Raw genomic sequence first — 24345 nt, 5'->3', positions numbered from 1 at the left:
GGGCGGTTTCCTAAGAAACCGCCTTGTCGTATAAAAGAGGGGATTTCATTGTTTAATACGTACAAAGAAGCGATCAGCTGGATTCACGGCAGACTCAAGTTCGGCGTTAAGCCGGGCCTTCTCCGTATGGAAAAGCTGATGGAAAAACTGGAACACCCGGAAAAGAACATTCGCGCTATTCATGTGGCGGGCACAAACGGCAAAGGATCGACCGTCGCTTTTATCCGTTCCGTGCTTCAAGAAGCCGGTTATACGGTCGGCACGTTCACATCGCCTTACATCATTACGTTTAATGAGCGTATCAGCGTCAACGGCACGCCGATTTCTGATGAGGAATGGAGAACGCTCGTTAATGACATAAAACCGATAGTGGATGAACTCGATAAGACCGATTCCGGAACGGTGACAGAATTTGAAATCATTACAGCGTGTGCATTTTTATATTTTGCGAAGCGGGCTGATATCGATTTTGTCATTTTTGAAGCGGGGCTCGGCGGCACATTTGATTCAACCAATATTGTGAAACCGCTCCTGTCGGTCATTACAAGTATCGGACATGACCATATGGCGATTTTAGGCAATACCATCGAGGAGATCGCCGGGCAGAAAGCCGGTATCATTAAAAATTCCATTCCGGTCATTACGGGCGTCAATCAGCCGGAAGCACTCGGCGTTATTGAAGCGGAAGCCGAAAAAAAGCAGGCTCCGTATCAGTCACTATATAAAACGTGCAGACTGTTTAATGAAGCGGCGCTTCCGTCCGGTGAAAGCTTTTCGCTGGAAACGGAAACGAAATGCTATGAAAACATTCAAACGTCGCTGATCGGCATTCACCAAAGGCAGAATGCGGCATTGGCGATATTGGCCGCTGAATGGATGAATCGTCTGGGAGCCGCAGCCATTTCTGAAGAAGCAATGCGAAACGGCCTGAAAAAAGCATCATGGCCGGGCCGGTTTGAACGTCTTCAAAGCCGCCCTTTAGTGTTTGCGGACGGCGCACATAACGAAGAGGGCGTTGAAACGCTGACAGAAACGATCAGGCAGCGCTTTGCCGATAAAAACGTCCATGTCGTATTCAGCGCATTAAAAGACAAACCGTATCAGGAAATGATTAAAAAGCTTGAAAACGAAGCAGACTCTATTCACTTTGTATCATTTGACTTTCCGCGTGCTTCAAGCGCTGAAGCCCTTTATAACGCAAGCAGTCTAGCGGATAAGAGCTTCGATGAAAACCCGGACAGTGTGAAAGAGTGGATTGAACAAAAAGATGGTGCGGATGATGTCATCATCATTACCGGTTCCTTATATTTTATTTCAGAAATGAGAAAGCGGCTTATCTGACAGCCCCTCGGGATGCCCGGCAGACCCTTTTCAGGTTTTGCCGGGTGTTTTTATGCTGAAAATATATTTTCAGCCATTTCAGTCAGGTTGTTTTTCTTTGCTATAATCTGAGCCAGATTGATAGTAAAGGTGTGGTCTGAGTGCTTTTGATTCTGTTTTTTCTCGGCTTAATTTTCGGTTCTTTTTTTTATACAGCAGCGTGCCGTATCCCGCTTCGAATCTCGGTTATTTCGCCGCGTTCAGCCTGTTCGTTTTGCCGCTTGCCGCTCTCCTGGGGGGAGCTTGTGCCCGTCGTTTCCTATATTCTGCAAAGAGGCAGATGCAGAAACTGCCGTGCAAAGCTGTCGGTTATGTATCCGGCGGCGGAATGCTGGACGGCGTGTTTATTCACGGCTGCAGGCATTCATTTCGGTTTCTCAAAAGAACTGTTAGTCGCGCTGTTATTTCTGTCTCTGCTCATGATTGTTACTATGACGGATCTGCAATTTATGCTGATTCCTGACAAAGTTCTGCTGTTTTTTCTTCCGCTTTTCATCGCCGGGCGTATGTTTTCTCCGCTGGATTCATGGTATGCAGGGTTTGCCGGAGCCGTTTGCGGATTTTTTCTGCTTGTTTTTATCATGTTTGCCAGTAAAGGAGGCATCGGCGCAGGTGATGTGAAACTGTTTGGGGTGATCGGTCTGACGCTCGGCGTGAAGCTCGTGCTCATTGCATTCTTTCTTTCCGTTATGATCGGAGCCGTATACGGTATGTGCGCCGCAGCCCGGGGCAGGCTTGGTAAAAAGCAGCCATTTCCGTTTGCGCCGGCCATCTCAGCCGGGAGCGCTTTGAGTTATTTATACGGTGAAGAGCTGTTTTCGTTTTACATCAAGCTCGCTTCAGGCGGGGCTTGAAAAATTTGGCGAACGTTTTTTGGACAAGACGACAAAAGTCTTGTTCTTTTTTTTTACGCCTATGCTAAAGTGTGAACCATGATCAGTTCAAGGTACGGCCAAGACGAATGCAAGGGGGAAGAGACGTTGAAAAAAAGGAAGAGCAAAAAGCACAGCAAAGCCAAAAACAATGCCCTTAAAGTAACCATTAACGGACAAGAAGAAACGATGTATGGACAAGAAGATGTGAAAGAAGGCGGGGAGAAGACCGTCACATTTTCAAATTGGGAAGAAACAAAAAAGGCGGAACAGGAGACCGCCGCATCCCATGAAGATCCGAAAGAAGAAGATTTCAATTGGGACCATGAGAAGAATTCTGAGGTATTTGAAGATGACCCGAAAGTCGTGCCGCCATACCAGAAGAAAAAAACAGGCCCTCATTTTCCGAAAAAAAAGCAGCCGTCTTCTCCAGTTAAAAAAGCGGTCACGACAATTGCCGTTGCGGCTGTTTTAGGCACCGGGCTCGGCCTTGTCGCCTTAAATATGTCGGGAAGTAAAGAAGCCGCCGCTCCGGCATCAGCTGACAAAGGTTCACAAGGGCAGACGGCGAAAGCGGGAGATGTTTCTAAAGACAAATCTGAAACAGCCGGCACAGGAGATGCGGAATCTTCAGAGGGAAACTATAAAACATATGCGGTGCAGGCCGGAAAATTTTCATCAGAAAAAGGAGCGCAAACGCTTGTTGACCAGCTGACTGAAAAAGGATACTCGGCCGTCTCTCTGGCAAAAGAAGACGGATACACATACGTGATCGCCGGGCTTGCAGCGGAAAAAAGCTTATCACAGCAATTGGGACAGACGCTGATAGACCATGATTTTGAGGCTTGGGGCGGAAAAGAGCTCAGCTTTGCGGTCGATTCAGGACTGGAAGACTCTTTTAAACAAGCATCTGAGCTCTCCGCCAAAGCGATTACCGGCAAAGATCTTTCAAAAACGGAAGTGGCTGAAGCGGCAAAAGCGGCAGACGGTGCAGACGCCGCTGACAAAAAGCAGAAAGAGGCCGTGCTTCAAGCGCTGAAAGAACTGGAAACGTCGGGTTCAGAATCCGGCTGGAAAGCCCAAAAAGAGCTTTTAAGTGTTGTAAAATAGTATCTTATTTCCCGTCATCCGGCGGGATTTTTTATTTTGTCATCAAAAAGTTATTTTTCTGAAATTGTGGTTGCCCGTTAGATTTGGTAGGATAGACAAGTATCTTTTTTTCTTAAGCAAACCCTGAAAGGATGACAACCATGACAAAACGCTTAATACTCGCATCACAATCTCCGCGAAGAAAAGAACTCCTTAATCTTCTTCAGATTCCTTACAGCATTATTGCAAGCCGCACAGAAGAAAAATTAAATCGAAACCTTTCGCCGGAAGAAAACGTCCAATGTTTGGCCGAGCAAAAAGCTGGTGCTGTATTGGCCGAAAATCCCGATGCAGTCGTTATCGGGGCTGACACGATGGTGTGCATAGACGGCGAATGCCTCGGCAAACCGCATGACAGAGAAGAAGCGGCACACATGCTGCGGAGGCTTTCCGGCCGAAGCCATCAAGTCATTACGGCGGTCAGCATTCAGACGCATGACCGGAAAGAAACGTTCTGTGACACGACGGAAGTGACGTTTTGGCCGCTCAGTGAAGACGACATACAGCTCTACATTGAAACAAAAGAACCGATGGATAAAGCAGGTGCATACGGCATCCAAGGAAAAGGCGCGCTTTTAGTGAAAAAAATAGACGGTGATTTTTATTCTGTCGTCGGGCTTCCTGTCGCTAAAACAATGAGAGCCTTGAAAGAATTTAATATAAAAGCTTGATGTTCAAACCGGGAAGGGGAACAAGGAGGGGTTGATCATCCGTGATCTGCCGTTAAAATTAAGAGATTTCCCCGAAAAAGAAAAACCGAGAGAGCGGCTTCTGCACTTCGGAGCCGAACATCTCTCTAACAATGAATTGCTCGCCATCCTGCTGCGGACGGGAACGAAACATGAGTCCGTCATGAACCTCGCTCACCGGCTGCTGCGGACGTTTGACGGGCTGCGACTGTTAAAAGGCGCCTCTGCCCAGGAGCTTTCCAGCATTCCGGGAATCGGCACGGTGAAAGCCGTTCAGATTCTTGCCGCAATTGAGCTGGGGAGCCGCATTCATAAGACATCCGCCGGGGAGCATTGCGTCATCCGCTCTCCGGAAGACGGGGCGAAGTATGTGATGGAGGATATGCGCTTTTTATCCCAGGAGCATTTTGTCTGTTTATATTTAAATACCAAAAATCAAGTCATTCATAAACGCACCGTTTTTATCGGAAGTCTGAATTCATCTATTGTCCACCCGCGGGAGGTGTTTAAAGAAGCTTTCAAACGATCCGCCGCGTCCTTCATTTGTGTTCACAATCATCCTTCAGGAGATCCTACACCGAGCAGGGAAGATATAGAGGTAACCAGGCGGCTTTTTGAGTGCGGAAATTTAATCGGCATCGAGCTGCTGGATCATTTGGTCATTGGTGACAAAAAATTTGTGAGTTTAAAGGAAAAAGGATATTTGTAACACTTTTTTTTTCGTTGATTTAAGATATAATAGATTTTATGAGTTTTTCCCTTTAGGGTATTTTTGCTTTAAGAAAGGAAGATACATACATATGTTCGGAATTGGTACAAGAGACCTTGGTATAGATTTGGGAACCGCGAATACGCTTGTGTTTGTTAAAGGAAAAGGAATTGTAGTGAGAGAGCCGTCTGTCGTTGCTCTGCAAACGGATACGAAGTCCATCGTTGCGGTCGGTAACGATGCGAAAAACATGATCGGAAGAACTCCGGGCAACGTGGTTGCGCTCCGTCCGATGAAAGACGGCGTTATCGCTGACTATGAAACAACTGCGACAATGATGAAATACTACATTAATCAGGCTGTGAAAAATAAAGGATTGTTTGCGAGAAAGCCTTACGTTATGGTGTGTGTGCCGTCAGGTATTACGGCCGTTGAAGAACGGGCGGTCATCGACGCGACAAGACAAGCGGGCGCACGTGACGCTTATCCGATTGAAGAACCGTTTGCGGCAGCAATCGGCGCGAATCTTCCGGTATGGGAGCCGACGGGCAGCATGGTCGTTGATATCGGCGGCGGAACAACTGAAGTGGCGATCATTTCTTTAGGCGGCATTGTTACGTCTCAGTCAATCCGCGTAGCCGGTGACGAAATGGACGACTCAATCATCAGCTATATCAGAAAAACATATAATCTGATGATCGGTGACCGTACGGCGGAAGCTATTAAAATGGAAATCGGTTCAGCAGAAACCGGTGAAGAAAATGCGTCAATGGAAATCCGCGGCCGCGATCTTCTGACAGGTCTGCCGAAAACGATCGAAATCACGGGAACGGAAATTGCAAATGCACTGCGTGATACAGTTCTCTCAATCGTTGACGCGGTGAAGAGCACGCTTGAAAAAACACCGCCTGAGCTGGCCGCTGATATTATGGACAGAGGTATTGTATTAACAGGGGGAGGCGCCCTGCTGCGCAATCTCGACAAAGTCATCAGCGACGAAACGAAAATGCCTGTTCTTATCGCTGAAGATCCGCTGGATTGTGTTGCGATCGGCACTGGAAAAGCACTGGAACACATCCATCTTTTCAAAGGAAAAACAAGATAATCAGGAGTTAAATAGAAGAGGTGTATCACGATGCCGAACAAACGGTTAATGCTATTACTTCTGTGTATTATCATATTGGTGGCTATGATTGGATTCTCGCTGAAGAACGGCCGTAATACCACCTGGCCTGAAAAGCTGATCGGTGATACGACGGGAGTATTTCAAAACATTTTTCACACGCCTGCCGAATATTTTGCAGGGTTCTTCGGGGACATAAAAGACCTGAAAAACACGTACAAGGAAAACGAACGCTTAAGACAAAAGCTGGACGGACAGACACAATATGAAGCGAAGCTCCAAGAACTCAAAGATGAAAACAAGAAGCTGCGTGATGAACTCGGACATGTCAAATCAATTTCCGACTATGATCCGATTTTAGCGACCGTTATCGCCAGAAACCCTGATCAATGGTACAAGCAGATCATGATCAATAAGGGAACGAAGCAGAAAGTGGCCAAAGACATGGCTGTCACGAACGAAAAGGGTGCGCTGGTCGGGAAGATCAAAAGCAGCGGACTCAACAGTTTCACATCCGCCGTTCAGCTGCTGAGCGATGTTGACCGCAATAACAGAGTAGCCACCAAAATCTCCGGCAAAAAGGGAAGCAAAGGCTACGGTTTAATTGAAGGGTATGATAAAAAGAAACAGACTCTGAAAATGACCATCCTTGAGCCGGATGAAAAACGCGAAGTGAAAAAAGGCGACCTCGTGGAGACATCCGGAACGGGCGGCGTATTTCCTCAAGGGCTTACGGTCGGGGAAGTGACCGATGTAGAATCAGATGCTTACGGCCTGACGAAAATCGCTTACGTGAAACCGGCTGCCGACCTGTACGATCTTGACCATGTCATCGTCGTGAACCGAAGCGTAGCAACAGGGGAGGAAGGATCGTGAAACGTTTCCTTCTCCCTTTGATTATGATTTTGGTCTTTTGTGCGGAAAGCATCTATACCGATCTGGTGCGTTTTCCTTTCGTTTCCGTCGAGCAGCAGGTCGTTCCGCATTTTCTTTTGCTTGCGCTGATTTTTATGTCCGCTTATATCAACCAAAAGCATGCGGTGATCTACGGTTTGATTTTCGGATTTCTTTATGACATTAATTATACGGGTGTTTTAGGCGTTTATATGTTTGGTTTTGCCGGTTTATGCTATCTGGCGGCCAAAGCGTTTAAAGTGCTTCAGACAAACGCCCTGATGGTCATTTTGGTCGCGGTGCTGAGCGTATGCGTGCTTGAATTTTACGTTTACGGCATTCAGACGTTAATCCGCAGCGGCACAATGACGTTTAACGATTTTGTCATTCAGCGGTTCTTGCCCACCGCTTTGCTGAATATTGCGGGAGCCGTTATATTAGTCCTGCCCTTCAGGCTGTTTTATATAAGTCTGAAGAAAGAATTAAGAGATGAGTAAAAAGGATTTTATCTTTTTTTGACGAAAAGAGTATGTTGTTGAGGTGAACATTGATGAAGACCAAAAAGCAGCAATATGTAACAATAAAAGGAACAAAAAACGGCTTAACATTGCATCTGGATGATGCGTGTTCTTTTGATGAGCTTCTCGATGGTCTTCAAAACATGCTGTCGATTGAACAATATACTGATGGCAAAGGCCAAAAAATCAGTGTTCATATTAAACTCGGGCATCGGTATCTGTATCAGGAACAGGCAGAGCAGCTGACTGATCTGATCGCGTCAAAGAAAGATTTAGTCGTGCATTCAATTGACAGTGAAGTCATCGCCAAAGAAGAAGCGCAGCGGATGAAAGAGGAGCAGGAAATTGTTTCTGTTTGCAAAATCGTCCGTTCGGGCCAGGTGCTTCACGTGACGGGAGATTTGCTTTTAATCGGAGATGTGAATCCCGGCGGTACGATCAGAGCCGGAGGAAATATATTTGTTCTCGGTTCATTAAAAGGGATTGCCCACGCGGGTTATAACGGAAATAACCGGGCTGTGATCGCCGCATCCGAAATGATGCCGACACAATTGAGGATCAATCACGTGTTAAATCGCTCCCCAGACCACATTCAAAAAGGGAACGACATGGAATGTGCTTATTTAGATACTGACGGAAATATGGTCATTGAACGCCTTCAGCAATTGGCTCATTTAAGACCTGATCTAACAAGGCTTGAGGGAGGAATGTGAAATTGGGTGAGGCTATCGTAATAACTTCGGGAAAAGGCGGAGTAGGTAAAACAACAACATCTGCAAACCTCGGTACCGCCTTAGCCATTTTAGGGAAGCGCGTCTGTTTGGTAGACACAGATATAGGACTGCGCAACCTTGATGTCGTAATGGGTCTTGAAAACAGAATTATTTACGACTTAGTAGATGTAATTGAAGGCAGATGCAAGACGCATCAGGCGCTTGTCAAAGACAAACGTTTTGATGATCTGCTTCATTTAATGCCGGCTGCCCAGACAAGCGACAAGACGGCTGTTGTCCCTGAGCAGATCAAATCGCTTGTGCAGGAGCTTAAGCAGGAATTTGATTATGTCATTATTGATTGTCCGGCCGGAATTGAACAAGGCTATAAAAATGCCGTCTCCGGAGCTGATAAGGCGATTGTTGTGACGACGCCGGAAATATCAGCGGTGCGGGACGCTGACCGCATTATCGGACTTTTGGAGCAGGAAGATATTGAACCGCCGCGCCTTATCGTGAACCGCATCAGAAATCACCTGGTGAAAAACGGTGACACGATGGATGTGGATGAAGTTGTTCATCATCTGTCTATTGATCTCCTCGGAATCGTTGCTGACGATGATGAAGTGATCAGGGCTTCAAATATCGGCGAACCGATTGCCATGAATTCCAAAAACCGCGCCAGCATTGCGTACCGCAATATCGCCCGGCGCATTTTAGGAGAATCCGTTCCTTTGCAGGTGCTTGAAGAGCAGCAAAAAGGGATGATGGCGAAAATCAAGTCATTTTTCGGCGTGCGTTCATAATATATACCAGAATACAAAGATCTGATGAAGCCCAGCTTATCAGGTCTTTTTTGTTTTTCAAGAGCGCATATTTGCAATGGACAAGACATAGGATGTACAAACCCAACGATTGCAAAGGATGATGGCGATGAGTCACAGAGCTGATGAAATTAGAAAAAGACTGGCCAAAAGAAGAAAACAGCGGCCTGAATCAAAACGGACTTTCGTTCAAAACGCCCAAACGCAGAATTTTCCCGCGTGGCAGACGGTCAAGGAGCAGGAAAAGCACAAGCTTCTACCGGACTACGAATATCAAACGGAACACCCGCCCGAATTTAACGGACGGCATCCATTGATCAGCGCTCATTCTATTATTTTAAAATGCCTGCTGGCCGCCTGTCTCGTACTGATCTCCGCTATTGCCTATAAAACTGACAAACAGCCGCTGAGTCAGATCAAACCGGCGATCGCACAAACCTTTCAAAAAGAATTTCAGTTTGCTGCCGTAAGCAATTGGTTCGTATCTTCCTTCGGAAACCCGCTCGCTTTTCTTACGCCGGGAACGAAAAAGAAGGACGGTCAGGTGGCGGTCAGTCAGGATATGGCCGTTCCTGCCGCGGGGAAAATCCAGCAGGACTTTCAAAATAACGGAGAAGGCGTCGTCGTCGAAACTGCCAGTGAAGCCATTGACAGCGTAAAAGAAGGCTACATTATGGAAGTGAGCAAAGATAAAAAAACAGGCCTGACGGTGAAGGTGCAGCATGCCGACAATACAAGCAGCATTTACGGCCGGCTAAAAGATGTTAACGTTTCATTGTACGACTTTGTCGATAAAGGGAAAAAGATCGGTTCGATCAAGCTCAACGATAAAAGTAAAGGCCAGTACTATTTCGCGATCCAGGATGGCGATAAATTCATAGATCCGATCCAGGTGATCACTTTTGATGAATAAATGGCTCAGCCTCCTTTTCAAAGTTCATGTCCATCCTTTTCTTTGGATTATCATGGGGCTTGGTCTTATGACGGGGCACATCAAAGCGCTGCTGTGTCTTTTGCTGGTCGTATCCGTTCATGAGCTGGGGCATGCTGCTCTGGCTGAGTTTTTTTCGTGGCGCATTAAACGAATCTTTCTGCTCCCTTTCGGCGGGACGGTTGAGGTGGAGGAGCACGGAAACCGGCCGCTTAAAGAGGAATTCGCGGTCATCCTGGCGGGCCCGCTTCAGCATGTGTGGCTTCAGGCGGCAGCCTGGCTCTTTTTCATGTCAGGTTTTGCAAGTGAGCAGACATTTGAGATGTTTACCTTTTATAATCTCTCCATTCTTTTCATCAATCTTTTGCCGATCTGGCCGCTTGACGGCGGAAAGTTTGTGTTTTTATACTTCTCTAAACAAATGGCTTTTCAAAAAGCGCATCTTCTCAGCCTGCAGACATCGGCCGTTTCCGCGCTTTTGCTCTGCTGCTGGATTGTGCTGGCCGTCCCCCTTCAGGTCAGCGCATGGGTGCTGTTCGTCTTTCTCACCGCTTCTTTATGGGATGAATACCGGAAGCGGCACTATATTCAGCTGAGGTTTCTTTTGGAGCGATACTACGGCAAAAACCGCGATGTCGCCATGCTGCATCCTTTGACGGTCGCGGCCGATGCCAAAGTAAAGCATGTCATGGCCGAATTCAAACGGGGATGCAAGCACCCTATTATCATTGAAAAAGCCGGAGAAAAGCTCAGCCAGCTCGATGAAAATGAAGTGCTTCATGCGTATTTTGCCGATAAACGGACAGATTCTTCTATGGAAGACCTGCTGCTGCCTTACTAGAAATAGATTGACATATCCTTTTGGTTCTGATATATTTTTTAATGTTATGGATGTAGCACCAATGCTACAACCGCTCGGGACAGGTGATAAGAGCTTTAAAGCCCCCTGTTGCTGGCGAGTCTTAGTCTAATAGGAGGTGCAGAGAATGTACGCAATCATTAAAACAGGCGGAAAACAAATCAAAGTTGAAGAAGGTCAAACTGTTTACATCGAAAAACTTGCTGCTGAAGCAGGTGAAACAGTGACGTTTGAAGACGTATTGTTTGTTGGCGGAGACAGCGTGAAAGTCGGCAACCCAACAGTTGCAGGCGCGACAGTTACAGCTAAAGTTGAAAAACAAGGCCGTGCGAAAAAAATCACTGTTTTCCGTTACAAGCCAAAGAAAAATGTTCATAAAAAACAAGGTCATCGTCAGCCTTATACTAAATTGACAATCGAAAAAATCAACGCGTAAGCATGATTGAGGCAACAATTCGAAGATCCCGGAATGACGGGGGCATTTTGTCCTTTGAAATGACGGGACATGCCGATTTTGCTGAACATGGACGAGATCTCGTATGCGCCGGGGTCACAGCTGTCGTTTTCGGAGCGGTCAATGCGGTTATCGCGCTGGCTCCTCTCGAACCGATTCTTGATATAGGCGAGGACGGGGGTTATTTCTACTTTGAATTCCCTGAAGCCGCTGATCAGGAAGCTTTGCAAAAAGCGCAGCTGCTGATTGAAGGCATGATTGTTTCTCTTGAAACGATCGAGCGGGATTACAGTGAACACTTACGGTTGACTGCAAACCAAATATAGGAGGTGAGTTACATGCTTAGATTAGATCTTCAGTTTTTCGCTTCTAAAAAAGGTGTAGGTTCTACAAAGAACGGACGTGACTCTGAATCTAAACGTTTAGGCGCTAAACGTGCAGACGGTCAATTCGTAACAGGCGGATCTATCCTTTACCGTCAACGCGGAACGAAAATCTACCCAGGTGAAAACGTGGGCCGCGGAGGAGATGACACTCTTTTTGCTAAAATCGACGGAACTGTTAAATTCGAACGTTTCGGCCGTGACCGCAAAAAAGTGAGCGTATATCCTGTAGCTCAATAATGACACAAAAAACTCCGGTCGTTGACTGGAGTTTTTTTTGCAGTAAGCGGAGTAACATCAAGAATGAAAAGCAGAGGATGCGTGAGTGAACCCCGCCTTGAATGAGGACATCAGCTTCCCATACCCACTGGATATGTTCCCCAAGCAGTGATACCAAAAATGTTTCTGCCTGGCATCCGCATTGTATGCGATCCGAAAAAGGAACATGATGAACCAGGAAAAACAAGTGTTTTTTTAACAAAGCCTTCTCTGTTATAATTCATAGTACACACTTATCAAGACTCCTAAAAAGAAATTAAACGATTGGGAGTGCGAAAATGAAGGATGTATCGAAGAAACAAGAAGAACCTGTAAGCGATGCGGCTTTGATCAATGAGCTGATCCAATTAATGGGCCATTTCCGTCATGATTGGATGAATAAGCTGCAGCTGATAAAAGGAAACTTAAGTTTGCAGAAGTATGACAGGGTCGTTGAAATTATTGACGAAATGGTCATAGATGCAAAGCACGAATCAAAGCTCTCAAACCTGAAAGCCCCGCACTTGGCGTTTGACTTTCTTACATTTAATTGGAAGTCCCGTTATATGAGACTCGAATACGAAGTGCTCGGAGAAATTAAAGATTTATCGGCATATGATCAAAAGCTGTCGAACCTGATGAGAAAACTGTTTCATCTGTTCGGTCTGGCAGTAAGCAATGAAAGTGAAAATCATCTGACCGTATCGCTGCAGACGGATCACCCTGACAGACAGCTTATTGTATATCTCGATTTTCATGGAACGATTGCAAATGCAGATGTGTTTGATGAATTTCGCAAATCCCGGTATGAGGACTTTGATGTCATGCAATTTGAGCTGACCGGCCATGAATGTGTGGCCGAAATTGGAATGAACTAGCGGTTTTTTACGGTTTAGAACGGAGGATATTATGTTTGTAGATCAGGTGAAAGTATATGTAAAAGGCGGCGACGGCGGTAACGGAATGGTTGCGTTCCGCCGTGAAAAATATGTGCCGAAAGGCGGGCCTGCCGGCGGTGACGGAGGTAATGGAGGCGACGTCGTTTTTGAGGTTGATGAAGGACTGCGCACGCTCATGGACTTCCGGTACCAGCGGCATTTCAAAGCGATACGCGGCGAGCACGGCATGTCTAAAAACCAGCACGGCAGAAATGCGGACGATATGGTTGTTAAAGTTCCGCCCGGCACAGTCGTAACGGATGACGATACAAAACAGGTCATTGCCGATCTGACTGAGCACGGGCAGCGCGCCGTCATCGCAAAAGGCGGACGCGGCGGACGCGGAAATACCCGCTTTGCGACACCGGCCAACCCGGCACCGCAGCTGTCAGAGCACGGAGAGCCCGGAAAAGAGCGCTATATCGTGCTTGAACTGAAAGTGCTTGCAGACGTAGGTCTCGTCGGCTTCCCGAGCGTCGGAAAATCTACGCTTCTGTCTGTCGTTTCATCGGCAAAGCCGAAAATCGCCGATTATCATTTTACAACGCTTGTTCCGAATCTGGGCATGGTGGAAACGGATGACGGAAGAAGCTTCGTCATGGCGGATCTGCCCGGTTTGATTGAAGGAGCGCATGAAGGAGTCGGCTTAGGCCACCAATTTCTCCGCCATATCGAACGGACGCGCGTCATCGTTCACGTCATTGACATGTCAGCGATGGAAGGCCGTGATCCGTATGAGGATTATGTGACCATTAATCAGGAGCTCAGTGAATATAATCTGCGGCTGACGGAGCGTCCGCAAATTATCGTTGCGAATAAAATGGACATGCCCGAAGCGGCTGAAAATCTTAAAGCGTTTAAAGAAAAGCTTCAGGATGACCATCCTGTCTTCCCGATCAGCGCGGTGACGAGAGAAGGGCTCCGCGATCTTCTGTTTGAAGTCGCCAACCAGCTGGAAACAACGCCTGAATTCCCGCTGTATGATGAAGAAGAACTGGCGGAAAACCGCGTAATGTACACGATGGAAGACGAAGAAATTCCATTTAACATTACCCGTGATCCGGACGGTGCGTTTGTGCTTTCAGGTGACAGTCTGGAACGCCTCTTTAAAATGACTGACTTCTCCCGTGACGAATCCGTCAAGCGTTTTGCAAGACAGATGCGCGGTATGGGCGTTGATGAAGCGCTCAGAGAACGCGGTGCGAAAGACGGCGATATCATCCGGCTTCTGGAATTTGAATTTGAATTTATTGATTAAAAAAAAACGGAGAGCTTGCATTGCAGGCTCTCTGATGTAAAAGGGAGGGGTGCAGGTGAAAGAAGAGACATTTTATTTAGTGCGTGAAGACGTTCTGCCTGATGCGATGCGGAAAACCCTTGAAGTCAAAAAGCTGCTGGACAGAAAAAAGGCTGAATCGGTTGCAGATGCCGTGCAGAAAGTTGATTTAAGCAGAAGCGCTTTTTACAAATACCGAGATGCGGTTTTCCCTTTTTACACGATGGTTAAAGAACAAATAATCACACTTTTCTTTCATTTGGAGGATCGGTCAGGCGCGTTATCCCAGCTTTTGCAGGCGGTGGCTGACTCAGGAAGCAACGTGCTTTCCATTCACCAGACGATTCCGCTTCAGGGCAGAGCGAATGTCACGCTCTCAATCAGTACTTCCGCAATGGAAGAAAACATTCATACGTTAATGAATAAACTGAGAAAATTTGATTTTATAGAAAAAGTTGAGATCTTAGGGTCAGGCGCGTAAGGAGAGAAGAGACATGAAAGTCGGTTATTTAGGGCCAGAAGCCACATTTACACATCTAGCAGTCAGTTCCTGCTTTCAAAACAGCGTGACACAAGCACCTTATCAAACAATACCGGCATGCATGGATGCGGCGGTTGCGGGAGAAGTTGATCTTGCATTTGTTCCTTTGGAAAACGCGCTGGAGGGCTCGGTTAACTTAACGATTGACTACTTGATTCATGAGCAGCCTCTTGCGATCGTGGGGGAAATGACGCTGCCGATTCACCAGCATCTGCTCGTTCACCCTTCGAGAGAAAATGAGTGGAAAAAGCTTGAGAAAATTTATTCTCATTCCCATGCGATTGCGCAATGCCACAAATTTCTTCACCGGCATTTTTCGTCCGTTCCTTATGAGTATGCGAAGTCAACAGGTGCGGCTGCCAAGTATGTCAGTGAGCATTCGGACCTTCCGATCGGCGTGATTGCAAATGAAATGGCCGCCGCTACATACGGATTGAGCATCGTGAAGCGGGATATTCAGGATTATCAGGACAACCACACGAGATTTGTCATTCTTTCGCCTGAAAAAGACGTCTCATTCGAAGTGAATGCGAAACTGTCTTCACGGCCGAAAACGACGATGATGGTAACGCTTCCCCAAGATGACCAATCAGGTGCACTGCACAGGGTGCTGTCCGCTTTTTCATGGAGAAACCTGAATTTATCAAAGATCGAATCGCGCCCGACAAAAACGGGTCTCGGCAACTATTTCTTTATTATTGATATTGAACAGGCGATGGATCAGGTTCTCATTCCCGGTGCCGTTCAAGAGATGGAAGCCCTCGGCTGCCGGGTCAAGCTTCTGGGAACATATCAATCCTATTCGATATAAAAAAAGCCCTTCAGGGGGCTTTTTTTTAATCTTTTATTAAAATACCCGCGTCGTCCAGCGCTTGGCAGGCTTGGTCAATCCGCTCTTTTGTCGGGGCGCTTAACGTATGGAGGTGCACGCCTTCGGTCAGCTGTGAAAGGTAAGCGGCATTTGTCGAATTAATGTGATCCATGAATTGTTTGACTTCTTTCCGTGTGCTGACTCTTATGGCGGCGGTTAAATCGCCGTATACGGGGTGTTCAATAATGACGTCCTTTATGGTGACGCCTTCATCGACAATGAGTTCAAGCTCTTCTTCCGTCCGCTCCGGGCCGTGCAGACAGGCGACAATCCGTTCGGCGTTATTTCCGCCGCCGGCATTCATGCTGATGTATAAGTAGCCTTGGCTCGTCGCGATGATCGGCTCGTTTTTTGCTTTCAAGAGTGATATGTCCTGCACGATCACCTGTCTTGAGACATTTGCTTTTTTAGCCAATTCGCCTCCTGTTAATGGCGAGCCGGCTTCTTTCAGCCAATGAAGCAGCATGTCGCGTCTTTTCTCCCCAGTAAGCTTCGTTCCTTCTGTCAAATTGCTGATTCTCCTTTCTTTTGCTCCCATAGCGCCGTAAATGTATGTATCAGCATATCGAGCTGTTCACATGTTGTTTCGTTTCCGAATGAGATCCGGAAAAACTGCCGCGCTTCCCGTTCGGTTTTTCTCAGCGCCTTCATAGCTGAAGAAGGGCCGTGGCTGCCGGCGGAACATGCGCTCCCGGTTGAGATGCAAATATCGTTACGATTACATTCTAACATAATATATTGTCCTTCAAAGGAGTGAAAAAAACACCCGACAATGTGGGGCAGGCATTCACCGCCGGTTTCTTCCTCTGAAAATGAAATGGGGAGGCCTTGACGCCGAATCTGGTCATACAAATAATTCCTCAGCCTGTCAGCATGCTCACGGTGCTCCTCCATATGTTTCACTGCATACTCCGCAGCAGCGGTAAAAGCGCCGATGGCCGGCACATTCACCGTACCGGGCCTGAACCCGTTTTCATGCACGGTATGCGGATAAACCGGATTCCAGCTGACACCGGGCCGAATGTAAACAGCCCCGGTGCCTTTCGGGCCGTATACTTTATGACCGGAGACGGAAAGGGCGTCGATTCCCGCCTGATCCGCATCAATCGGCAGTTTGCCGAAACTTTGAACACAATCGCAATGAAGCAAAATGTTTCTCTGGTGAAGAAAAGCGGCCAGGCGATCCACAGGCTGGATGAGGCCGGTTTCTGAATTGGCGTGCTGTATGGAAACGAGCCCCGTGTCAGGACGGATATGAGCCGCCAGTATGTCTTCGGTTATAAGGCCGTTTTCGTCGGGATATATGATGGTGACATCAATTCCCCAGTCAGCTAAAAACGCCGCGGCATTATGGATCGAATGGTGTTCCATTGCGGTCGTAATAAAGTGTTTTTTGTGATCGGGCAGACCGTGCAGCAATGATTGGACGGCCAAGATGTTCGCTTCCGTTCCGCCGCTTGTAAAGTAAATGCCGTCTGCCGCTCCGCCGATCAATTTTCCTGCAGAATGTCTGCAATATTCCAGCACGTCCGCCGCTCTTCCTCCGGCGTCATGAAGGCTGCTTGCATTGCCGTATACCTCTGTGCTGAGATGCTGAAAGACTTTCGCGGCTTCTTTGCTTAAAGGCGCTCCCGCCGCGTAATCAAGATAAATCATACAGCCCGTCTCCTATCCGTTTATGTTTAAAAAAAAGCTTGAGTTTATTTTATCGTTGTGTAAATATAGGTGTCAAGACAGGTGTAAATATACAGGAGGGTGATGTATGACTGAAAAAACAATTATCGTCATTGGTTCGGGGACGGCGGCCCTTGCCTGTGCTTCCTCATTTCCTCCGTCATACCAAGTGACCGTCATCACAAAGAGAAGCGTAACGAACAGCAATTCGCATTATGCTCAAGGCGGGATTGCTGTTTCATACGCAAAAGATGACTCTATAGAATCCCATGTGAACGATACACTGTATGCGGGATGCGGACACAATGACATGACAGCCGTGCGGCATTTGCTGAAAAGCGGACAGAGCATGATAAACAGGCTGATAGAAGGCCATTTCCCTTTTGATACGAAGTCGGACGGAACGTTTTGTCTCGGCAGGGAAGGCGCTCATTCCAAAAGGAGGATTCTGCACGCCGGGGGAGATGCGACCGGACGGATGTTGGTTGAGTTTCTGGTTCAGAAGCTGAGGGACGGCATACGGATCATTGAACACGAGACGGTTGTTGATCTTCTGATTGAACACGGACGATGCGCAGGCGTTGCCGTAATGGATGCTTCAGGCGCTGTTTCTTACAGAAGAGCGGATTGTGTAGTGCTTGCATCAGGCGGCTGCGGCAGTTTGTACCAATATCACACAAATGATTCCGCCATAACGGGAGACGGCATCGCTCTTGCCTTCCGCGCTGGAGCTGAGATCACGGATATGGAGTTCACCCAGTTCCACCCGACCCTCCTTGTGAAAAACGGGACTGTATACGGCCTGATTTCTGAAGCAGTGAGAGGAGAAGGCGGATATTTAGCGGATCGCTTCGGGCGCAGGATCATGGCTGGCAGACACGCGCTAGAAGATTTGGCGCCCCGGGATGTGGTTTCGCGGGCGATTTATGAAGAAATGATGAAAGAAAATCCTGTTTTTATAAATTGCAGCCGAATAGCCGATTTTAAGAAACGTTTTCCGACCATAACAGGTATTTGTCAAACAGCCGGTGTTGATCTTGAAAGCGGGATTCCTGTAGCACCCGGAATGCATTTTTTAATGGGCGGAGTAAAAGCCGATACATGGGGAAAAACGTCCGTGCCTGATTTGTACGCCATAGGCGAGACCGCCTGCACAGGATTGCACGGGGCGAACCGCCTTGCGAGCAACTCACTGCTGGAAGCGCTGGCAAGCGGGCAACGATGTGCTGAACATATCACTCAAACGCCGTTAAACGGAAGATATAAAAAAACCCCGAAGAAATCTGACGTCATCTTAGAAGTGCCGGACACAACGCTTCATGTGCTTCAAGCCAAAATGACAACCGGAGCGGGCATCGTCAGGGATAAAGAAAACATGCAGGCGCTGGCATCCTGGCTTAACAACGTATCTGTGCGTCATATAAATGTGAAGGATATCACAATAGAACAAGCCGAGCTATCCTGCTTATGGAAGACTGCGCAACTTGTTGTGACCTCAGCCCTTATTCGGGAAGAAAGCAGGGGCGCTCATTTTCGCGCTGATTTTCCCGGGACGGAGAAAGAGTGGCACGGAAAACAAATCATTCATTCAACATCTGGAACAGTTATCAGAAAAAACGAAAGGATTGGGGAACTATGGACATTCTGCAGCTGAAACAAATGCTGACTCATTTTTTTCAGGAAGATATCGGAACGGGTGATGCGACGTCACAAGCGATTTTTTCTGATCAGCAATGTAAAGCGCGAATTATCGCAAAAACAGACGGCGTGTTTGCCGGAGAAGCCGTTATCCGTGAAGGATGGAAGCTTTTACACGATGACATCCGCATCCGCTCCCTGAAAAAAGACGGAGAACGGATGAAAAAAGGAGACGTGCTCGCTGAAATGGAAGGCCAGGCGGCGGCTCTTCTTACGGGGGAGCGGGTCATTCTGAATCTCATACAAAGAATGTCAGGCATTGCGACAATGACGGATGAGGCCAAAAGGCGTCTTGATGATCCGTCCATTAAGATTTGTGATACGAGAAAAACGACACCCGGGCTCAGAATGCTGGAAAAATACGCCGTTCGGGTCGGAGGCGGCTTTAATCATCGCTTCGGCTTATATGACGGCATCATGATAAAAGATAATCATATTGCCGCCTGCGGATCGATAAAGGCGGCCGTGGAGCGGGCAAGAAAAACGGCGGGGCAGATGCTTGCGGTGGAAGTCGAAATCGAATCCGAACAGCAGCTGCTCGAGGCAATAGAAGCGGGCGCAGACGTTATTATGTTTGACAACTGTCCGCCTGAGTCCGTCCGGCGTTTTGCAGCCATGACACCGGGACATATCAAAACGGAAGCATCCGGAGGCATAACGCTCGACACATTGCCCGCTTATAAAGGAACGGGCGTCCAATATATTTCACTCGGATTTCTGACTCATTCAGTAAAAAGCGCCGACATCAGCATGGATGTTGAGGCTGCGGAACAGGGGGATTTTTAAGATGTCTATTTTTGACGTGCTAACTGCATCAGCCGAAATGATGCCGAGCCATTATAAAGACATGAGCACCGGAGAAATGGAAAAGCGGGTCGCCGCCATTAAACGGGCTTTCGGAAAGCGTCTGTTCATTCCGGGGCATCACTATCAAAAAGACGAAGTAATACAATTCGCCGATACGGCAGGTGACTCCCTGCAGCTTGCTCAAGTGGCAGAAAAAAATAAAGAGGCGGAATATATTGTGTTTTGCGGCGTGCATTTTATGGCGGAAACCGCTGATATGCTGACTGATGATAACCAAACCGTCATTTTGCCCGACATGCGCGCCGGATGCTCGATGGCTGATATGGCAGATATTCAGCAGACGGACAAAGCATGGCAAGAGCTTCAAGAACTGTACGGTAACACCATCATTCCATTAACATATGTTAACTCGACGGCGGAAATTAAAGCATTCGTCGGACGGCACGGGGGAGCGACCGTCACCTCTTCAAATGCCCGGAGTGTGCTGAAATGGGCTTTTAAACAAAAAGAGAGAATTTTATTTTTGCCGGATCAGCATTTAGGCAGAAATACGGCCTATGACCTCGGCATTCCGCTGACAGAAATGGCTGTATGGGACCCGGTGCAGAACCGATTGCTTACTGACCATCCGGAAAACATTAAGGTTATCCTTTGGAAAGGGCATTGCTCCGTACACGAAAAGTTTACAGCGGAAAATATTTCTCAGCTGCGGCAGCGGGATTCCGGCATCCGCATTATTGTTCATCCGGAATGTTCGCGGGAAGTGGTCTCGCTCAGTGACGACAGCGGGTCTACCAAATACATTATTGATACGATCGAACAGGCTGAACCGGGAAGCAAATGGGCGATCGGCACGGAAATGAATCTTGTTCAGCGCCTCATTCAATCGCATCCGGATAAACAGATTGAATCATTGAATCCCGATATGTGTCCGTGTCTGACAATGAACAGAATCGACCTGCCGCATTTATTGTGGTCGCTTGAGCAGCTTGAAAAAGGCGAGCCGAAGGGTGTCATTAAAGTTCCGGAAGCGGTTCGGACAGAAGCGCTTCGTGCTTTGAACAGAATGCTGAGTCATACGTAATTATAAAAAATTCCCCTCCTTCCCAAAATTTTTTATCATCATGCCCAGTCCACCGGCATATAGTGTGAAGAAACGTATTGTAATGACAAATGTACCGTTCACGTTTTGTGCATAGGAGGGGAAAACGTTGAAAATTCATATCGTTCAAAAAGGCGATTCGCTCTGGAAAATAGCTGAAAAATACGGAGTTGATCTTGAAGAGCTAAAAAAACTGAATCATCAGCTTAGCAATCCAGACTTAATTATGCCTGGAATGAAGATAAAGGTGCCTTCAGAAGCCGTTCCGGTCAGAAAAGAACCTAAGGCCGGCTTCGGAACGTCTGCGCATAAGCATGGGCATCCATATGCCAAAGAAAAACCGAAATCAGTTGTGGACATTGAAGACACCATACCGGAAGAACCAAAGCCGTCAATTCCGTATGTGCCGCCAATCCCTGAAAAGCATGAAAATGTGCTGCCGGAAGCTGATATGAACCAATATTACCCGTCCAATCAGCTGTTTCAGCCGTGGTCGCCTCCTAAGCCGGAGGAACCGGTGACACATTTTGTCGAGCCGAAAGAAAAAGAGCATGACAATAACATTCCACAACAGGAGGAAATGATCAACATGGAAAACGCGAATTACCCGAATATGCCAAAGGCGCCTGAAGCCGGAAAGATGGAAGAAGAAAACGCCGCTTATCATCTGCCGAATATGCCAAACATTCCGAATGTCCCGTTTCCGAATATGCCGGCCGTTGAACCGCCTTTTATGCATTACCCGATGCCGTGCATGCCTTGTCCTTGTCCGGTTCCGGTGACACCGATGCTGCCGGGTTCTGGATTATGCCACCCTTGCTTCCCGGTAGGCGGAGGTTTCGGCGGTTTTGGAGGAGGTTTTGGAGGCTTTCCGGTAATGCCGATGCCGTTACCGTACGGATTCCATCATCCGGGATTTGGGCCGCAAGCGGGTTACGGTGAATATGAAAACCAGGCCCATGAAAATGCAGAGCATTATGATGGTTCTGCATCTGGTTTCGGCGGTGCTCCTTACGGTCAAATGCCGTATTACGGCGGATATTCGTCACATTACGCAAACGTGCCTCATCATGATGGAAAATATAAGGATGATGATTGCGGCTGCCATGATTCACATCACCACCACCACCATCACCACGGTTCACATCACCATCACGCAAATATGCCTGTGCAGCCGTATCCGAATATGGGTGCAAACGCAGGACATTTTATGCCTTACGGCGGAGCAAATCCCAATGTCGCGCCGAATCAGCCGAGTCCAAATCAAGTATTCGGACGGCCGGAGGAAGAAGAAGATTAATGTTTCGGGACGATGTATGTCGTTCCTTTTTTTATGTCCAACTGAGGAATGGACATAACTGACAAGCTTAAACCCGCCGCCCGCCGCACATCCTAAACATGAGCGGAAAACGCTCAAACAGCGATGAATCCACGGGGGGTTTTTCCATTGGGTAAAAAACTGATGACGATCGCGGGCGTTTTAGCCGTGACGGCAAGCTTAACGGCATGCGGAGCAAATAATGCCATGAATGACGGACGCAACAATCAGTCAACACGTCCGGTCGGATATTATTCGAATGATAATGGTAACGGCAGAGGCCAGTACGGAATGGACCATCAAGGACCCGTTTCTGAAATGATGGAAAACCGAAACGGCCGTCATAATACGACAAATGTGTCCGACCAGTACGCGCCTAATGACGGGGTTCCGTTAACGACGGACGGCACATATAACGGCCGAAATGTCAATACGCCGCCGGCAGCAATGTCTTATAATGGGTATGACAACGCCGAAAACATCAGGTTGGCAGCAAAAGTTGCAAACCGTGTGAAAAAAGTAAAAGGCGTACAGGATAGCCAGGTCATCGTGACTGACACGAGAGTCGTTATTGCAGTCAGAACAAATCATCCTTTTACGAAAAATGATGATAAACATGTCAAACATGCGGCCAAAAAGTTCGCGGACGACCGTACAATTCAAGTGTTTACCGACAACGCTACTTTTACAAAGCTGCAAGACATGAACAGAAACAGCCGTTAAACGGACTGCCGGATGATTTCATCCGGCAGTATTTTTATGGATAAATCTTCATCATTTCTTTACATATTCTTAAAACGCTCTTTATATTGCGGTGTTAACATAAAACTAATAAAACGTAACGGAGGGGCCGGGATGAAAAAAACGGAGCATGACAAAAGCCGCGGAGCAAAAACTGTGTATCTGACCGTAAGGGGATACCGGCTCAAACTGACGCCCGGACAAATGAAACTGATTTCAGCCGGCCGGGCATAATCATCGAGGCAGCCCTCATATAGAGGCTGCTTTTTTTCGGCCTGAAACAGACAAATGAAAGAAAACGATTAAGCACCGGCATCTTTGGTCAAACTAGCATCAAGAGTTTGATTGAATAAAGAGGTGTTATTGGTGAAACGAATTTGCGGTGCGCGTCTATTGTTTATGCTTATCTTATCAGCTGCGGCCCTGATTTGCGGAGGAAAAGGCGCATACGGGGCTGAGGTCGAGCATTACGGGCCGCTTCGGGTGCATGTCCAGCTGGAAAAGGTCTATCTTGACGGTGATGTCGGCATTGAACATACGGATGAAACCGTTTTAGCGATGGAGGATTTTTGGGCCGCATACTCCGGCTGGACGCTCGTTGAGCAGAAAAAAGGCTTCGTCCTTTTCCGTAAGCATGTTGATGACATTTCTCCGCTCAGTAAGGTTAACGGTTATATCGGCGTCACGGACGGAGGCGTCATCTCCACTTTTCACGGCCGTCCCGGATCGCTGGCCGAGCCGATTCAGTCTTTCTTTCAGATTGATATAGAAAGGCTGGAAAGTCGATTGCAAAAGCACTTGGAACACGGCATACCGTACAGGACAAAAGCGGAGTTTGAGAGCGTGATCGATCATATTAAGACTTACAGCGGCTGACTTTGACGCAAGACATGTGACACATGTCTTTTTTTTTTCTGAATGGAAGGTGTCAAAGCGAACATACGTTAACTTTTCTATAAGACTTTGGCTGTTTTTGTGTTACAATGATAAGCAGTCAAAGAGGTGAATAGGTGTGATTGAATTCGTGAAGGGGACGATTGATTATGTATCTCCCCAATACATCGTGATTGAAAACGGCGGAATCGGCTATCAGGTCTTCACTCCGAATCCGTTTATTTATAAGGTAAGCAATCAAGAGACCATTTTTACGTATCATCATATAAAAGAAGACGCCTTTTCTTTGTACGGTTTTTCAACCCGGGAAGAAAAAGCGCTTTTCACAAAGCTGCTGAACGTCACCGGCATCGGGCCTAAAGGGGCCCTCGCCATCCTCGGTTCCGGTGATCCCGGAGCCGTCATCGAAGCGATCGAACAGGAAGATGAAGCCTTTTTGGTGAAATTTCCGGGTGTGGGCAAAAAAACGGCGCGGCAGATTATTCTTGATCTGAAAGGCAAACTGGCCGACGTCGTGCCTGAAATGATTGACAACCTGTTCAATCATGAAGCGCGCATTGAAAAACAAGAGGCTGAAACGGCGCTTGACGAGGCGCTTGAAGCGCTCCGGGTTCTCGGCTACGCCGAAAAAGAAATTAAAAAAGTGCTTCCTCACTTAAAAGAGGAAACGGCGCTTTCAACAGATCAATATGTGAAAAAAGCATTGCAAAAATTATTAAAGTAAGGTGA

Annotated in this window: 29 protein-coding genes and 1 other annotated feature; of the genes, 27 read left to right on the top strand and 2 right to left on the bottom strand. The window is 47.4% G+C overall.

Features of this window, described 5'->3' with window-relative positions; all coding sequences use genetic code 11:
- Nucleotides 1–48 precede the first annotated feature (48 nt).
- The 19 genes from SB847_RS08830 (at nt 49) to pheA (ending at nt 15322) form a co-directional block, all read left to right on the top strand.
- Complete coding sequence (locus SB847_RS08830) at nt 49–1341, top strand: bifunctional folylpolyglutamate synthase/dihydrofolate synthase (protein ID WP_410577541.1); 1293 nt, start codon at nt 49–51, stop codon at nt 1339–1341.
- Nucleotides 1342–1481: 140 nt separating this feature from the next.
- A complete protein-coding gene (locus tag SB847_RS08825; RefSeq protein ID WP_410577539.1) occupies nt 1482–2234 on the top strand; it encodes a prepilin peptidase in 753 nt (250 codons plus the stop codon).
- 126 nt (nt 2235–2360) lie between these two features.
- On the top strand, nt 2361–3362 hold the full coding sequence (locus SB847_RS08820; RefSeq protein ID WP_052827693.1) for an SPOR domain-containing protein: 1002 nt from the start codon (nt 2361–2363) through the stop codon (nt 3360–3362).
- Nucleotides 3363–3502: 140 nt separating this feature from the next.
- Nucleotides 3503–4072 carry a Maf family protein gene (locus SB847_RS08815; RefSeq protein ID WP_012118105.1) on the top strand — a complete coding sequence of 190 codons (570 nt, stop codon included), beginning with the start codon at nt 3503–3505 and terminating at the stop codon, nt 4070–4072.
- Between the two features lie 31 nt (nt 4073–4103).
- On the top strand, nt 4104–4799 hold the full coding sequence (gene radC, locus SB847_RS08810) for a RadC family protein (protein WP_007408165.1): 696 nt from the start codon (nt 4104–4106) through the stop codon (nt 4797–4799).
- Nucleotides 4800–4890: 91 nt separating this feature from the next.
- Entirely contained in the window at nt 4891–5904 is a 1014-nt protein-coding gene (gene mreB, locus SB847_RS08805) for a cell shape-determining protein MreB (protein WP_003152647.1), read from the top strand.
- A 30-nt stretch (nt 5905–5934) separates the two neighbouring features.
- Nucleotides 5935–6798: a rod shape-determining protein MreC gene (mreC, locus tag SB847_RS08800; protein ID WP_007408166.1), complete on the top strand. Its 864-nt coding sequence runs from the start codon at nt 5935–5937 to the stop codon at nt 6796–6798.
- Nucleotides 6795–7313 carry a rod shape-determining protein MreD gene (gene mreD, locus SB847_RS08795; protein WP_007408167.1) on the top strand — a complete coding sequence of 173 codons (519 nt, stop codon included), beginning with the start codon at nt 6795–6797 and terminating at the stop codon, nt 7311–7313. The genes mreC and mreD overlap by 4 nt, the downstream gene beginning before the upstream one ends.
- 53 nt (nt 7314–7366) lie before the next feature.
- Complete coding sequence (gene minC, locus SB847_RS08790; RefSeq protein ID WP_088461174.1) at nt 7367–8047, top strand: septum site-determining protein MinC; 681 nt, start codon at nt 7367–7369, stop codon at nt 8045–8047.
- 2 nt (nt 8048–8049) lie between these two features.
- Nucleotides 8050–8853: a septum site-determining protein MinD gene (gene minD / locus SB847_RS08785; protein ID WP_003152655.1), complete on the top strand. Its 804-nt coding sequence runs from the start codon at nt 8050–8052 to the stop codon at nt 8851–8853.
- Between the two features lie 127 nt (nt 8854–8980).
- Nucleotides 8981–9784 carry a M23 family metallopeptidase gene (locus SB847_RS08780; RefSeq protein ID WP_007408168.1) on the top strand — a complete coding sequence of 268 codons (804 nt, stop codon included), beginning with the start codon at nt 8981–8983 and terminating at the stop codon, nt 9782–9784.
- Complete coding sequence (locus tag SB847_RS08775; protein WP_088461173.1) at nt 9777–10643, top strand: M50 family metallopeptidase; 867 nt, start codon at nt 9777–9779, stop codon at nt 10641–10643. Before SB847_RS08780 ends, SB847_RS08775 begins: the two co-directional genes overlap by 8 nt.
- A 58-nt stretch (nt 10644–10701) precedes the next feature.
- Nucleotides 10702–10775 (top strand) — a sequence feature (ribosomal protein L21 leader region).
- 13 nt (nt 10776–10788) lie between these two features.
- Complete coding sequence (rplU, locus tag SB847_RS08770) at nt 10789–11097, top strand: 50S ribosomal protein L21 (protein WP_003152660.1); 309 nt, start codon at nt 10789–10791, stop codon at nt 11095–11097.
- 2 nt (nt 11098–11099) lie between these two features.
- Nucleotides 11100–11441 (top strand): ribosomal-processing cysteine protease Prp, encoded by a 342-nt coding sequence (locus SB847_RS08765; protein ID WP_012118103.1) that lies wholly within the window; start codon nt 11100–11102, stop codon nt 11439–11441.
- Between the two features lie 12 nt (nt 11442–11453).
- On the top strand, nt 11454–11738 hold the full coding sequence (gene rpmA / locus SB847_RS08760) for a 50S ribosomal protein L27 (protein WP_003152662.1): 285 nt from the start codon (nt 11454–11456) through the stop codon (nt 11736–11738).
- Between the two features lie 317 nt (nt 11739–12055).
- A complete protein-coding gene (locus SB847_RS08755; RefSeq protein WP_032873815.1) occupies nt 12056–12634 on the top strand; it encodes a sporulation initiation phosphotransferase B in 579 nt (192 codons plus the stop codon).
- A 31-nt stretch (nt 12635–12665) separates the two neighbouring features.
- The gene (gene obgE / locus SB847_RS08750; RefSeq protein WP_007408172.1) at nt 12666–13952 is read left to right on the top strand and encodes a GTPase ObgE; all 1287 of its coding nucleotides are present in this window, start codon (nt 12666–12668) and stop codon (nt 13950–13952) included.
- 55 nt (nt 13953–14007) lie between these two features.
- The gene (gene thrR / locus SB847_RS08745; protein WP_007408173.1) at nt 14008–14451 is read left to right on the top strand and encodes a transcriptional regulator ThrR; all 444 of its coding nucleotides are present in this window, start codon (nt 14008–14010) and stop codon (nt 14449–14451) included.
- Nucleotides 14452–14464: 13 nt separating this feature from the next.
- Nucleotides 14465–15322, top strand: coding sequence for a prephenate dehydratase (pheA, locus tag SB847_RS08740; protein ID WP_003152668.1), 858 nt, complete (start codon nt 14465–14467; stop codon nt 15320–15322).
- Nucleotides 15323–15347: 25 nt separating this feature from the next.
- Here the strand turns inward: pheA and SB847_RS08735 are convergent, their stop codons facing one another.
- The gene (locus SB847_RS08735; RefSeq protein ID WP_038459375.1) at nt 15348–15890 is read right to left on the bottom strand and encodes a transcription repressor NadR; all 543 of its coding nucleotides are present in this window, start codon (nt 15888–15890) and stop codon (nt 15348–15350) included.
- On the bottom strand, nt 15887–17038 hold the full coding sequence (locus SB847_RS08730) for an IscS subfamily cysteine desulfurase (protein WP_410577536.1): 1152 nt from the start codon (nt 17036–17038) through the stop codon (nt 15887–15889). Before SB847_RS08730 ends, SB847_RS08735 begins: the two co-directional genes overlap by 4 nt.
- A 106-nt stretch (nt 17039–17144) precedes the next feature.
- On the opposite strand from SB847_RS08730, the gene nadB reads away from it, so the two are divergent.
- From nadB to ruvA, 8 genes are all read left to right on the top strand, one after another.
- Entirely contained in the window at nt 17145–18710 is a 1566-nt protein-coding gene (gene nadB, locus SB847_RS08725; RefSeq protein ID WP_410577534.1) for an L-aspartate oxidase, read from the top strand.
- Nucleotides 18692–19540 carry a carboxylating nicotinate-nucleotide diphosphorylase gene (gene nadC, locus SB847_RS08720; protein ID WP_410577532.1) on the top strand — a complete coding sequence of 283 codons (849 nt, stop codon included), beginning with the start codon at nt 18692–18694 and terminating at the stop codon, nt 19538–19540. Before nadB ends, nadC begins: the two co-directional genes overlap by 19 nt.
- A gap of 1 nt (nt 19541) precedes the next feature.
- The gene (gene nadA, locus SB847_RS08715; protein ID WP_029326050.1) at nt 19542–20645 is read left to right on the top strand and encodes a quinolinate synthase NadA; all 1104 of its coding nucleotides are present in this window, start codon (nt 19542–19544) and stop codon (nt 20643–20645) included.
- 127 nt (nt 20646–20772) lie between these two features.
- Nucleotides 20773–21963 carry a spore coat assembly protein SafA gene (gene safA, locus SB847_RS08710; RefSeq protein WP_410577530.1) on the top strand — a complete coding sequence of 397 codons (1191 nt, stop codon included), beginning with the start codon at nt 20773–20775 and terminating at the stop codon, nt 21961–21963.
- 147 nt (nt 21964–22110) lie between these two features.
- Nucleotides 22111–22704, top strand: coding sequence for a YhcN/YlaJ family sporulation lipoprotein (locus tag SB847_RS08705; protein WP_410577528.1), 594 nt, complete (start codon nt 22111–22113; stop codon nt 22702–22704).
- A 132-nt stretch (nt 22705–22836) separates the two neighbouring features.
- Nucleotides 22837–22956 (top strand): hypothetical protein, encoded by a 120-nt coding sequence (locus SB847_RS08700; protein ID WP_007612850.1) that lies wholly within the window; start codon nt 22837–22839, stop codon nt 22954–22956.
- A gap of 132 nt (nt 22957–23088) precedes the next feature.
- Nucleotides 23089–23598, top strand: a complete 510-nt coding sequence (locus SB847_RS08695; RefSeq protein WP_044801625.1) for an intercompartmental signaling factor BofC — start codon at nt 23089–23091, stop codon at nt 23596–23598.
- Nucleotides 23599–23734: 136 nt separating this feature from the next.
- Nucleotides 23735–24340: a Holliday junction branch migration protein RuvA gene (ruvA, locus tag SB847_RS08690; protein WP_003152683.1), complete on the top strand. Its 606-nt coding sequence runs from the start codon at nt 23735–23737 to the stop codon at nt 24338–24340.
- Nucleotides 24341–24345: the final 5 nt, after the last annotated feature.

The organism is Bacillus sp. SIMBA_026 (genome assembly GCF_046535335.1).
Classification (GTDB): domain Bacteria; phylum Bacillota; class Bacilli; order Bacillales; family Bacillaceae; genus Bacillus; species Bacillus velezensis.
Note: the sequence above shows the minus strand (reverse complement) of the source record. Positions and strands in the feature narration are given on the sequence as shown.